This window comes from Clostridium sp. DSM 8431 (assembly GCF_900116755.1).
GTDB lineage: Bacteria > Bacillota > Clostridia > Clostridiales > Clostridiaceae > Clostridium.
The window spans coordinates 1-14,216 of sequence record NZ_FPBY01000091.1 but is presented as its reverse complement, the minus strand read 5'-3'; the positions used below and the strand labels follow the sequence as shown (position 1 = coordinate 14,216).

The window sequence follows — 14,216 nt, the reverse complement described above, 5'->3', positions numbered from 1 at the left end:
TTTTTTATTTTATTCAGTTGTAAAATTATTCAAGCATTTTTGCACTATTATAGTTTAATAGTAGCTTCAAGTGAAAAAATTATTATAGATGGCTTAAGTGATATTTATGTTATAGAAAATAACGGAAAAATAGTGCTTGGCAAAAGAAAAAATATATCTAAGATTAAGGAATTTAGAAATGCATAGTAAGAAAAAAATATTAGTATGTGCCCATTATTTTTATCCAGATGTGGCATCAACAGGACAAATTTTAACTGAGTTATGTGAAGGTTTAAGTGATACTTTTGATATTACAGTTATATGTACAGTGCCAAGTTATAGTGGAAAAATTGAAGAAAAGTATAAAAATAAAAAGTTTTATGAGGAAGACTATAAGAATATAAAGTTAATAAGAGTAAGTGTACCTGAGTTTGATAAGAAGAAAAAGCTTAGTAGGGTAGCTAATATTGTTACATATTTTATAAATGCAATAAAAGCTATTAGAAAACTTCCAAACCAAGATTATATATTTACAATTTCACAACCTCCTATTTTAGGAGGACTACTTGGAGTTATCGCAAAGAAGCTTAAAAAGGGAAAACTTATATATAATATTCAAGACTTTAATCCAGAACAGACAATGGCTGTTGGATATACAAAGAATAAACCAATTTTAAAAGCTGCGTTAAAAGCTGATAAATATAGCTGTAAGAATTCAGATAAGATAATTTTAGTTGGCAGAGACATGATAGAAACATTAAAAAATAGGTTTAAGAATGCTAATGTGCCAAAGAATGTAGTAATAAATAATTGGATAGATGAAGAAAATATAAGACCTTTAAGTAAAGATGATATAAATGTAAAAAGTATTAAAGAGAAATATGATATAGATAACACATTCATAATAATGTATTCAGGGAATATCGGACTTTATTACGATTTAGAAAACTTAATAAAGGTAATAGGAAAATTTAAAGATAGGGATGATGTACTATTTCTTTTTGCAGGGGATGGAACTGTGAAAAATAAAATAGAGAATTATTCAAAGGAACAATCTTTAAGTAATGTTAAGTTCATTCCATATCAGCCAAAAGAGAAATTGAACTATTCATTGAACTTAGCTGATGTACACTTGGTAGTTAGTGCTAAGGGAATTAAAGGCGTATCTGTACCAAATAAATTATATGGTGTTATGGCAGCAGGAAAGCCTGTAATTGGAGTACTTGATGAGGGCTCTGAAGCTAGATATATAATTGAAGAATCAGACTGTGGAATTTGTGTTGAACCTGGAAATTATGATGAGGTTTATAAAACAATTAATTATATTTTAGAGAATAAAAATAAAATGAAATTTCTTGGGAATAATGGGAGAAGTTATTTAGAGAGAAAGCTTAAAAAACAAATTTCAATTGATAAATATAGAAAAGAAATTTTATCAATATAACGGGGGAGTAATTTTATGAGAAAAGTAGCATTAATAACAGGGATAACAGGTCAAGATGGATCTTATCTTGCAGAGTTATTAATAGAAAAAGGATATGAGGTCCACGGAATAATAAGAAGACATAGTACTATAAGTACTACTAGAATAGATCACTTATTTGAAGACCCTGAAATAGGAAATAAGAGCTTATTTCTGCATTATGGAGATTTAACAGATTCAAGTAATTTAAATAGATTAATAGAAAAAATTCAACCTACTGAAATTTATAATTTAGCAGCTCAATCTCATGTTGCAGTTTCTTTTGAAGTACCAGAATATACAGCTGAAGCAACAGGAACAGGTACTTTGAGAATATTGGATGCTATAAGAGAATCAGGAGTTAAATGTAAATTCTATCAAGCATCAACATCAGAATTATTTGGAGGAATTCCAGGTACAGCTCCTCAAAGTGAAAAAACACCTTTTTATCCTAAGAGTCCATATGGTGTAGCTAAACTTTATTCATATTGGATAACAGTTAACTATAGAGAATCATATGGCTTATTTGCGTGCAATGGTATTCTGTTTAACCATGAATCACCAAGAAGAGGCGAAACTTTTGTTACTAGAAAAATTACAAGAGCTGTTGCATCTATTGTAGCAGGAAAGCAAGAAAAATTATCTTTAGGAAATCTTGATGCTAAGAGAGACTGGGGATTTGCAGGAGATTATGTTGAAGGAATGTGGAGAATTTTACAACAAGACAAGCCTGGAGACTATGTATTGGCTACTAATGAAACACATACAGTAAGAGAATTTGTTGAACTTGCATTTGCTGAAGTTGGAATAGATATGGAATGGCAGGGAATTGGTGTGGAAGAAAAAGGATATGATAAGGCAACAGGAAAAATCTTAGTTGATGTAAATCCAAGATATTTTAGACCAGCAGAAGTTGAATTGCTTTGGGGAGATAGTAGCAAGGCAGAAAAAGAATTAAATTGGAAGAGAAAAGTAAGTTTTAAAGAACTAGTTGCTATGATGGTTGATTCTGATATGAAAGAAATAGCAGGTATGGATGTAGAAGAATATTTATCTAAATCTGAAGCAGCATGTACAAAATAGATAAAAATTAAGGGAAGTGTAGAGGTTATGAATAAGAATAGCAAGATTTTTGTTGCTGGTCATAGAGGATTAGTTGGATCAGCCATAGTTAGAAATTTAAAATCAAAGGGATATAATAATTTGATTTTTAGAACTCATAAAGAATTAGATTTAACAAATCAGATGGATGTAAGAAAATTCTTTGAAGAAGAAAAACCTGAATACGTATTTTTAGCAGCAGCAAAGGTTGGAGGAATAAATGCAAATAATACTGCTCCTGCAGATTTTATTTATGAAAATCTAATGATTCAAAATAATGTTATAAAAGCAGCTCATGATTATAAGGTAGAGAAACTTTTATTTTTAGGAAGTACATGTATATATCCTAAAATGGCAGAACAACCAATTATTGAAGATGCATTATTATCAGGATATCTTGAACCAACTAATGAAGCATATGCAATTGCAAAAATATCAGGACTTGAAATGTGTAAATTCTTTAAGAGACAGTATAATGATAACTTTATAAGTTGTATGCCAACTAATTTATATGGACCTAATGATAATTATGATTTAAATACATCTCATGTACTACCTGCATTAATTAGAAAGTTCCATGAAGCAAAAGTAAATAATGATGAAACAGTAGAAATATGGGGCACAGGAACTCCACTTAGAGAATTCTTATATGTAGATGATATGGCAGATGCTTGCGTATTCTTAATGGAAAATTATGATGGAGAACAACATGTAAATATAGGTACTGGTAAGGAAGTTAGTATAAGAGAATTAGCGGAAACTGTTAAAGAAGCTATAGGGTTTGAAGGTGAATTGGTATTTAACAAAGATATGCCAGATGGTACTCCAAGAAAGTTAACTAATGTAGATAAATTAAATTCATTAGGCTGGAAATATAAAGTTGAATTGAAAGACGGAATTAAAATGGCATATGAAGATTTCTTGAAGAGTAATTAGGTGAAAAGATGTTAAAAAGTAATTATTTTAAGTTATTTATGAAGATTAATGGTGTAAAATTCGGAAAAAAATTAAATCTACATGGAATACCCATTATTTTTAAAAAGAAATATTCAAATTTAGAAATAGGAGATAATTGCACTATCAAAAGTAGTTTTTTGTCTAATTTAGTAGGGCTTAGTCAGAGAACTATTATTATAGCTAGAACTAGAGACGCAAAGATAGAAATAGGAAACAATGTAGGTATTTCTGGAACAACTATCTATGCAAGAAAATCTATAAGTATTGGAGATAATACTTTAATAGGTGCTAATGTAAAAATATTAGATAATGATTTTCATCCGTTGGAGGTTAAAGATAGAAATGGTAATAAAATTGATGCAATAAAAAGTTTACCTATAATTATAGGGGAAAATTGTTTTATTGGGTGTAATTCAATAATATTAAAAGGATCTAAGATAGGTAATGGATCTATTGTAGGAGCAGGAAGTGTTGTGTCAGGTAGTTTTGAAGATAATGTAATTATTGCAGGTAATCCTGCTAAGGTAATAAAAAAGTTATCATAGGAGAAAAAGAGAGACATGAAAAAAGTAATAGGAATTATTGGACAATTTCCACCGCCTATACATGGTTTATCAAAGGCTTTAGATACTTTGTATAATTCATATTTAAATGACAAGTATAAGTTAGTTAAGTTTGATATAACAAGTAATAAAAAAATATTATTAAATCTATTTCATTTAGTAAGAACTAACTGTGATTTACATTATTTAACTATTTCGCAAAGTGTTTTGGGGAATATTAGAGATATTATAATATTGACTATTATTATTTTAAAGCAAAAAAAAATAGTAATACATTTACATGGTGGTGGGTTTAGAAATTTATTAGATAACAAAATGCCTTATGTTCAAAGAAAAATGAATTATTATATTTTAAATAAAGTAGATAAATTAATTGTTTTAGGAGATTCATTAAAGAGTAATTTTAAAGGTATAGTAAATGATGAAAAAATATATACAATTAAGAATTGTGTGGATGATGATTATGTGTTAAATGATGATGATTTTGATGCAAAGATTAGTGATTTTGAAAATAAGGATGTTCTAAAGATACTTTATTTAAGTAATTTTGTTAAAGAAAAGGGATTCAAAGAAGTATTAGAGTTATCTAGATTATGTAATCAAAATAATATGAAAGTAAAGTTTATATTTGCTGGTAAATTTTTTGATAAAAAGGACAAAGAGTATTTTTTAAATTTTGTAGAAAATAATAATTTGAATAGAGTTATTGAATATAGAGGAATTGTAAAAGGTAGGGAAAAGATTGAGTTATTAAGAGAATGTGATTATTTTATTTTATTAACAAGATATAAAAATGAAGGACAACCAATATCGATAATTGAAGCAGCGGCTAATGGTTTAAGAGTAATATCAACGAATCATGCTGGAATAAAAGATATTCTTAATAGTGAGGAAATGATAATGTATGACAAAAATGAAATAGTTATTAAGGATATTGTTAAAAAGATAGAGTATGAATATTCAAATAGACAACCGATAATAAAAATATTAATAAATAATAGAAAAAAAATATTAAGTGAATTTTCAGAAAGTCAGTATTTATGTAGTATTGATAAGATATTTAGAGCGACATAAAGATATTAATATATAGTCACAAAAATATTAAGTATTTTTAAAAGCTAGATATATGAGAGGTAAGAAGTGTGGATGATTTAAAGAGAGAAAAAATAGTGTATATTGTTCTAATTCCAATGATTTTACAAATTATCTATTTTTATATTTGTCTAAGATATAAGAGTGATATAAATCTCTTAGCTATAATTATACCAACTGTAATTGGATTAGGGATAAATTCTTTAATTGAAACAAGAAAATATTTAATAGGTAAAGTTTTTTTAATAATGTGGCTAGGAGGCTATTATATTTCATTTTTTAATTTAAGCTCTTTGCAGTATGTAGTTGATTATAAAACTATAACGCGATTATATATATTTTTAATTGGGTTCATACCTATAATAATAGAGAAAATATATAGTCTGATGTCAAAAAACAAGAGGATTTTTTGGAATAAGTATGAGCTAAATAAAAAGCAGAACATAGTAGTATTGATATTATTTATAATACATATATGTATATATATATATGAATCTAAACAGACAGGAATACCCTTATTTATTGGACAACGTGTTGAAAGTATAGGAGCAATACATGTTGCCGGTGAGGTATTATTAAGAGTTGTATTTTATGTTGCTTCTTATAATTTATTAATAAATAAAAAATATATTTGTTCAATTATTTCTTTATGGGGGATAATTTATTCAATATTAACAATGTCAAGATCGTTAACAATTCATTTTACATTATATGTATTGTTATTATCATTTGTCTATAGAATATTTTCTATAAAAAAGATTATAAGTATTATGATAATAGTTCTTGTATTTTTTGGTGTTATGGGAAATGTTAGAAATGGTAGCGATTTTAATATAAATGAATATGCATCTATGAAAATAGATAATAAAGTCTTGGGGTGGATATATTGTTATATTGGACCTAATTATGATAATCTTGCTTTGCAAATGCAAAATGGTGAACCTACATATACACTTAGTAATACATTATCTCCAATCATTACTGTATTAGATTTAGATAAAAAATTATCGTGGTACGATACTTCATATTTATATATAGGTAAATTAAATATAGGCACAATATATAGAGATTATGTATGTGATTGGGGAAATAAAGGAGCTGTATTTTTATTTTCTATTACAATATTTATCATAAATTGTATGTATTACAATAAGAGGACTAAAAGTATAATTAGAATTATCATATTATCAGAAGTTGGAATATGCTTTTTTACGAATCATTTTACATCAAGTGTTTTTTGGTTAGGTATTACTATTGTATGTTTTATAGATTTTTTATCTTCTGAAAAACGGTTAAAAGAATAATTAGTAAGGAGTATTATTAATGAAGAAAAAAAATAAGCTTACTCAAATAATAATATATTCAATATCAGTTTATCTTGGACAATTCTTTAAAGGACTATCATCTATTATTCTAAGTGGATTTTTAGGACCTATAGGAAGAGGGCAATACTCCTATTTTAATTTATATTATCAGTATCTTCAATACGGAAGTTTTGGAATAAGATATGCAACAGATAAGAATTTACCTTTAGTATATGATGATAATAATAAAGAAAGAATTAAAGAATTTGAAGTAAAGAGTAGAACATCTCTATTTATATTTCAATTGATAGCATCAATTTTATTTATTATATATGTTTCTATATTTGAAAATAATGATTTAAAAATACTTATAATAGTAACTATAATTTCAAGTTTATTTTATTATATAAATGAATTTTATAAGGCTATTTATAGAGCCGAGCAAAAAATAATGAAGATATCTAGATATACGATTTTATATTATTCATTTATGGGAATAACTCAAATTATAGCTATATATTTTTGGAAAATACAAGGAGCCGTGTATTCATTATTTCTATGTAATGTATTATTTTATATTTTCTACTTTAAAAAAGGAAGAGTGAATAATATAAAATTAGAATTTGATTATAAATTTACAAAGATGTTATTTAAGGACGGATTTATACTTTTTATAAACGGAATTACAGTGTTTACCATAATGAGTATGGATAAATTTTTTATAATAAACTTTTCAAGTAATAGAGATTTTGATTTGGGATTATATACTTTTGCAACTATGTTTTTTGGAATGTTTCAGATTTTACCTAATTGTATAGCAGAGGTACTTTTTCCTGATTTACTGATAAGAATAAAAAATGATACAAAAGAAGAAGTTGGAAAATATTTATCTGAATCTATAAAGACTTTGTCGAAAGTTTTCTTTGTAATAATTTCATTATCAATTATAGGATATCCATTGTTTGTAAAGATTTTTATGAAAGATTATATTAACTCAATAAATCTATTTCAAATTATTATAATCGGAATATATTTTATAGCAATACAATCCTTATGCTCGTATGCATTGGTAGGTATAGGTAAAAAACAAGTGGTATTCTTTATTTCATTTATATCGTTACTTGTTTCTATTTTTATTAATTTATTAGGAATAAAAATTTTTGGTTTTGGACTTATAGAGATTGCAGCAATGTCGGCAATAACTTATATGGTATATGCTTCAATATATTTATTCGTTATATATTACCATTATAAGCAGGAGTATGGAAATTTTCTTTGCAATTTATTATTTGAAACGGTAAAGTTAGTTGTACTTGTAATAATTAATATAATTAATTTTTTTAATATGTATATGAATTTAATATATATATTAGATATTATTTTTGTTTCTATATTACTATATAAAAAATTAAGAAATAATAAGAAAATTCAAGATAATAAAATTAAAGTAGAAGCATATTAATATTTGTTATATGGGGAGGAAGTATATGAGAAAAAAAAATATGATGTTTCTTATTGATACTGCATTAAATTATGTCAATTTTTTTAAAAATTTATCTAGTAAAATAGATAATTATGCAAATTGCTTTTATGCTTGTGAGAGTCATTTTCCGGAAGTGAGATATAATTCGTTTATAAATAGTAATAATAAATTTTATTATTCTAATTACAAAATTAATACAAAGAAATTTAAATATGATATTAATATTAGCAATTTAGATGAAAAGTATAATTTAAGAAAAGGATATTTTTCTGATTTTGATAGGCATCAATGGTTTAATTTTAGAAGAGATTTAGATGAACGTGCAGATCAAGAAATTGAATATCTTATAAATTATTTTATGGAAATAATTAAGGACAATAATATTGATTATATTGTTTATGAAAATGTATCAAATATATTTTCTTTTGCAGCATATATAGCAGCAAAAGAATTAGGAATAAAGTACATTGGATTTATTGTGAGTAAAATACCATCCACATATGACATTTGGTTTGATATGTATGGTAACATAGATAAAATAAATGAAGATTTCAATAGATTTGATGAAGATAAGTTAAGTGATGAAGTTAAAAGTTATATAAATAATTATTATAAAGAATGTTCTAATAAAAAACCTGAATACTTGAAAAATGATATAAAAAGTTATAATATAAATTACTTTAAATATTACTTAAATAAAATTGGATTAATAAAAAATTACACTATGTATACTATTGGAAATAAAGAAGATAGAAAAAATTCATTAGGTATGGATAATCCAATAATTAATTCAATAAAAAGTATAAATAGAAATATAACTAGAAAAATAAAGATAAGACATTTAAATAATTTTAAAAACAAGTACTTTGATAAAGTAGAAGAGGGAGAAAGTTTTGCTTTATATCCATTACATTTTCAACCAGAATCATCAACATCTGTGAATGCTATGTATTTTGTTAATCAATATGAAGTAATAAAGAATGTTGCATTTTCTATGCCGATTGGTATGAAATTATATGTTAAAGATCATCCACATGCTTTTGGATATTTTTCATTAGATTTTTATAAAAAAATAAAGAGAATACCAAATGTAAAGTTAATACATTGTGATGAAAATGTAAATTTACTTGTAAATAAAATGAAATTTTTGGTTACATTAACAGGGACTATGGGATATGAAGCTTTACTACAGAAAAAACCTATTCTATCATTTGGAAAGATATCATATAATGTGCATCCATATTGTTTTAATATATCAAGATATGAAGATATATTTGATACAATAAAAAAAATACTAAAAAGTAATTATGATAAGTTTGACGAGTATAATAAAAGACTAATTTATGCATACAAGAATAATGTTTATAATGGAATTTTAGTTATGTATGATTATACAAAAAGTAGCATGGATTTAATAGCAGAAAACTTAATTAATATATTACAGGACGGTGAGAAGAATGTTTAAGGGGAAAAGAATATTGGCAGTAATAACTGCTAGAGGTGGATCTAAAGGAATAAAAAATAAAAATATAAAAAAGTTAAATGGAATTCCATTAATAGATTATAGCTTTCAAGCATGTAAAAATAGTAAGTATTTAGATAAAGTTATCTTATCATCTGATGATAAAAATATTATAGACTTTGCAATATCAAAGGGGATAGAAGTTCCATTTGTAAGACCACCAGAGTTAGCAACAGATGAGGCAACATCTTTTTCAGTTATAAAACATGCAGTTAATTTCTTTGAAAATATAGGAGAAAATTTTGATTATATAGTAACAATTCAACCAACATCACCATTTAGGACAAGCAATAATATAGATGAAGCAATAGAATCTTTAATAAATGATGGTGAAGCAGATTCATTAGTTTCAGTTTCGGATATAGAATATCATCCTTATTGGATGAAAAAAATTAATAATGGTTATTTAGAACCATTTATGAGTATAGATGAAAAAAGTATTACTAGAAGACAAAATTTACCTCAGTTATATAAGATGAACGGAGCTATATTTATAAGTAAAAAGATACTAATAACTGAAGGTACTGCAATTTTAGGGGAAAAGGTTAAACCTTATTATATGGATTTAAAAGCATCTATAGATATAGATACAATTGAAGATTTTAAAATGGCTGAATATGTTTTGAAAAATAAGGAGTTATAGGGGTTATTATGGATAAAGTAAAAATAGGAAATAAATATATAGGTAAAAATGAGAAGGTATATATAGTAGCAGAGCTTGGTGTAAATCATAATGGAGATATGAATATTGTAAAAGAATTGATTGATAAAGCATCAGAAGCAGGAGTTGATGCAATAAAGTTTCAAAAATTTAAAACAGAATCCTTAGTTACAAAAGACTCACCTAAAGCTAAATATCAAGAGGTTACAACAGATGCATCAGAATCTCAATTTGATATGTTAAAAAGACTTGAATTAAATGAAGAAAATTTAAAGGAGCTATATGCATACGCAAAGTCAAAAAATATAGAGGCTTTTGCAACTCCCTTTGATGATGCTAGTGTTGATTTTTTATATGATTTGGGAATTAAGGCTTATAAGGTTGGTTCAGGAGATATAACTAATATACCTATGTTAAAAAGAATTGCAAAAACAGGATTGCCAATAATCCTTTCTACTGGTATGTCAACTCTTGGAGAGATTGAAGAAGCATTAGAGGCTATAAGAAGTCAAGGAAATGATGATGTTGTATTAATGCATTGCACATCAAATTATCCATCTGATGAAAATGATGTTAATTTAAAAGCTATGAATACAATGATGCAAGCTTTTCAATTACCTACAGGATATTCTGATCATACAATGGGTACAGCAGTATCAGTAGCGGCAGTAGCTAGAGGTGCAGTTATAATAGAAAAACATTTTACATTAGATAGAAGTATGCCAGGACCAGATCATATGTCATCATTAGAACCAGAAGAATTAAAGCAATTAGTACAACAAATAAGGGCAGTAGAAAAAGCTTTGGGTTCACCAATTAAGAAACCAAATAAATCGGAATATGAAGTTAAAAATGTTGCTCAAAAGAGCATTGTATCTGCTTGTGATATAAAAAAAGGTGAAATAATAAGCGAGGAAATGCTTACATGTAAAAGACCATCATCAGGAATTAAACCTAAGTATTTTGAACTTGTAGTAGGAAGAGTTGCTAAGAAGGATATAAAATCAGATACAATTATAAATATTGATATGATTTAAATGTCAGGGGGATAAATAACATGAGAAGTGTATGTGTAGTAACAGGAACTAGAGCTAATTATGGACGATTGAAAACAGTTATGAATGCAATAGAGAAAAGTAATGAATTAGAATTGAAGTTAATCGTAACTGGAATGCATCTTGTACCAGAGTGCGGATATACAATAAATGAAATAAGAAAAGATGGTTACAAGATAGATGAAATTGTTGATATGAATTTATCTAATAATAGTGCATCAGGAATGTGTAAATCTCTAGGATTAGGACTTATAGGAATGACTCAAGCTATAGAAAGAATTAAACCAGATATTATTTTAATATTAGGGGATAGGGATGAAGACTTAGCACCAGCAATTATTGGCGCACACATGAATATACCAGTAGCACATATTCATGGTGGTGAAGTTACTGGAAGTATAGATGAATCAATACGACATGCTATTACGAAATTTTCTCATATACATTTTACTGCTAATGAAGATAGTAAAGAGAGAGTAATAAAATTAGGAGAACAATCTAAATATGTATTTAATGTGGGTTCGCCGGGACTAGATTCAATTTTAAATATAGAATATAAATCTAAAGACGAACTATTTAATGAATATAAACTTGATATTAATAAAAGAAGTATTTTATTAGCACAACATCCTGTTACAACAGAATCTTCAAATGCAGCTATTCAAATTAGAGAAACAATGGAAGCAATAAAAAAGTTAAACATGCAGACTGTTTTGATTTATCCTAATTCAGATGCTGGAAGTAGTGAAATGATAAGAGTTATAGAAGAATATAAAAATTTTGATTTTATAAAAATGTATAAGAATATTCCTTTTGAAGATTACCTTGCTTTATTAAAATATTCTGATGTTATGGTTGGAAATTCAAGTAGTGGAATAATGGAAGCACCATCATTTAAACTTCCTGTTATTAATATTGGAACAAGACAAAATGGAAGATTACAATCATTAAATATAATAAATTGTGATTATAGTACAAATGAAATTATAGAAAAGATTGAATATGTATTAAATGATAGCTTATTTAAAGAAAAGTTAGATAAATGTATAAATTTATATGGGGATGGAAAAACAGGAGAAAAAATAGCTGAAGTTCTTAGCAATATAAAAATTGATAAAAATCTTATTCAAAAGAAGATTACATATTAATGAAGGTGAGATTATGAATAATATAATAATTATTGGAGCAGGAGGTCAATCTCAGGTTGTTCTTGAAGCTCTTGAATATTATAAAGAAAATAATGTTATTGGATATTTAGATAATGATGTAACCCTTAAGGGTAAGATAATAAGTGGATATCCTGTAATAGGAAATATATCAAAGTTAAGTGAACTAATAGATAAGAAATTAATTGATTCGGCAATAATTGCTATAGGAGATTCATATGCTAGGAAAAAATACTCTAAATTAATAGAAGAAAAAAATTTAAGGGTAGTGAATGCAATACATCCTAAAAGTATAATTTCAAATAGAGCAAAGCTGGGGAAAGGTATTTTTGTAGGAGCTGGAGCTGTAATTGGACCATATTCAGAAGTTGATGATTATTGTATTGTTAATGTTAATTCAGTTATACCTCATTATAATAAAATAGAGAGTTATGTTAATATAGCTCCGGGTGTTTCCATGGGGGGAGGATGTAAGATTGGACATAACTCATTTATTGGAATAGGAGCTTCTTTAAAACAATATATAAATATTGTACATGATTGCATAGTAGGAGCAGGAGCAGTAGTTATATGTGATCTTAAAGAAAGTGGTGTTTATGTTGGAATTCCAGCAAAACAAAAAAATATATCAAACAAGGATATAGTATATAAAATAAGCGATATATAATTAAGGGGACTTATATATGGTAAAATTAAGTGTTAAATCAAGAGATTATGGTATAGATTTACTCAAAATCTTATCTATGTTTATAATTGTATTATTGCATGTATTAGGCCGAGGAGGAATACTTAATAATTGAATACTATAATATCATTATGGCTTGAAGTTGTATTTTATTCAGTTAGTATAAGTATAATGTTTAACATATTTTTTTCAGAAACTATTAATGTTAAATATATAATTCAATCTTTTTTTCCTATATTATATGATAGGTATTTGTATTTTACAGCATATTTTGCAATGTACTTTTTTATACCTATTTATAATTTTTTGTTACACAATTTGGGAAAGAAATATACTAGGTTGTTAATTTTACTATCAATTATTATTTTTTCTATAATGCCAACTGTAATGCGAAATGTTATTTTTATAACGAGAAGAGGATATAGCATGTTATGGTTATCTATTTTATATATTATAGGAGCGTATATAAAAAAGTATTCTATATGCATGAAGAAAAGTTTTAAATTTTTAATTGTTATGTATATAACTTCAATGTTAATTACTTGGGGTAGCAAGTATGTTATAGAGTCTCTATCATGCTTTTTTTATGGAAGTATGAAAGAAGAAAAATTACTCATAGAATATACTTCTCCTACAATTTTGTTATCTGCAATAAGTTTATTAATTATATTTGCAAAACTAGATGTTAAAAGTAGTTTCCTAAAAAAATAATTAGAATCTTAGCGCGTGGTTCATTTGCAGTATATCTTATTCATGCACACCCTCTTATATATTTTCAAATAATAAGTGATAGATATATAAGTTATTTAAAGCATCCATGTATACTATTAATAGTATAAATAATTTGTACAGTTATTTTAATTTTTGTGGTTTCTATAATTTTAGACTTAATAAGATATAGTATTTTTAACATATTTAAAATTACTCAACTATCTAAGTTTATTGAAAAAAGAATATCTAAACAAATTTTAAAATTAAGTGGTTTTTAAAACTATTTTTTATAAAATAATATATTAGATAAAAAATACCTATAAACTAGAGATTCTATATACTCTTGTCTATAGGTATTTTTATTTTATATTATTGTTATAGATTTTATAGATGTAAAATATCCTGAAGAAGCTGAATTCTTAGAATTGGTTACAACAACTTTAACAGTATGCTTAGCAGAAGTTAAATTATTGAT

13 protein-coding genes and 1 pseudogene are annotated in these 14,216 nt (G+C 25.9%); all 14 read left to right on the top strand.

Going from position 1 to position 14,216, the window contains the following annotated elements:
• Positions 1-186, top strand: a pseudogene (locus BM384_RS17665) (hypothetical protein); the annotation flags it as partial.
• Positions 179-1,423, top strand: coding sequence for a glycosyltransferase family 4 protein (locus BM384_RS10360; RefSeq protein ID WP_090013440.1), 1,245 nt, complete (start codon positions 179-181; stop codon positions 1,421-1,423). The pseudogene BM384_RS17665 and the gene BM384_RS10360, both read left to right, overlap by 8 nt.
• A gap of 15 nt (positions 1,424-1,438) precedes the next feature.
• Positions 1,439-2,524, top strand: a complete 1,086-nt coding sequence (gmd, locus tag BM384_RS10355; protein ID WP_090013439.1) for a GDP-mannose 4,6-dehydratase — start codon at positions 1,439-1,441, stop codon at positions 2,522-2,524.
• Between the two features lie 27 nt (positions 2,525-2,551).
• A complete protein-coding gene (locus BM384_RS10350; RefSeq protein WP_090013437.1) occupies positions 2,552-3,478 on the top strand; it encodes a GDP-L-fucose synthase family protein in 927 nt (308 codons plus the stop codon).
• 8 nt (positions 3,479-3,486) lie between these two features.
• Entirely contained in the window at positions 3,487-4,044 is a 558-nt protein-coding gene (locus tag BM384_RS18515; RefSeq protein ID WP_090013436.1) for an acyltransferase, read from the top strand.
• A gap of 15 nt (positions 4,045-4,059) precedes the next feature.
• The gene (locus BM384_RS10340) at positions 4,060-5,136 is read left to right on the top strand and encodes a glycosyltransferase family 4 protein (RefSeq protein WP_090013434.1); all 1,077 of its coding nucleotides are present in this window, start codon (positions 4,060-4,062) and stop codon (positions 5,134-5,136) included.
• Between the two features lie 116 nt (positions 5,137-5,252).
• Complete coding sequence (locus tag BM384_RS10335) at positions 5,253-6,458, top strand: O-antigen polymerase (RefSeq protein WP_278280918.1); 1,206 nt, start codon at positions 5,253-5,255, stop codon at positions 6,456-6,458.
• Positions 6,459-6,477: 19 nt separating this feature from the next.
• The gene (locus tag BM384_RS10330) at positions 6,478-7,920 is read left to right on the top strand and encodes an MATE family efflux transporter (protein ID WP_090013432.1); all 1,443 of its coding nucleotides are present in this window, start codon (positions 6,478-6,480) and stop codon (positions 7,918-7,920) included.
• 25 nt (positions 7,921-7,945) lie between these two features.
• The gene (locus tag BM384_RS10325) at positions 7,946-9,406 is read left to right on the top strand and encodes a capsular polysaccharide export protein, LipB/KpsS family (RefSeq protein ID WP_175537342.1); all 1,461 of its coding nucleotides are present in this window, start codon (positions 7,946-7,948) and stop codon (positions 9,404-9,406) included.
• A gap of 13 nt (positions 9,407-9,419) precedes the next feature.
• Positions 9,420-10,106: an acylneuraminate cytidylyltransferase family protein gene (locus BM384_RS10320; protein WP_175537341.1), complete on the top strand. Its 687-nt coding sequence runs from the start codon at positions 9,420-9,422 to the stop codon at positions 10,104-10,106.
• Positions 10,107-10,114: 8 nt separating this feature from the next.
• Positions 10,115-11,161 (top strand): N-acetylneuraminate synthase, encoded by a 1,047-nt coding sequence (neuB, locus tag BM384_RS10315; RefSeq protein WP_090013427.1) that lies wholly within the window; start codon positions 10,115-10,117, stop codon positions 11,159-11,161.
• Between the two features lie 20 nt (positions 11,162-11,181).
• A complete protein-coding gene (gene neuC / locus BM384_RS10310; RefSeq protein WP_090013426.1) occupies positions 11,182-12,327 on the top strand; it encodes a UDP-N-acetylglucosamine 2-epimerase in 1,146 nt (381 codons plus the stop codon).
• A 13-nt stretch (positions 12,328-12,340) separates the two neighbouring features.
• Positions 12,341-13,012, top strand: coding sequence for an acetyltransferase (locus BM384_RS10305; RefSeq protein WP_139232090.1), 672 nt, complete (start codon positions 12,341-12,343; stop codon positions 13,010-13,012).
• Between the two features lie 504 nt (positions 13,013-13,516).
• Positions 13,517-13,741, top strand: coding sequence for a hypothetical protein (locus BM384_RS17945; protein ID WP_207650716.1), 225 nt, complete (start codon positions 13,517-13,519; stop codon positions 13,739-13,741).
• Positions 13,742-14,216 lie beyond the last annotated feature (475 nt).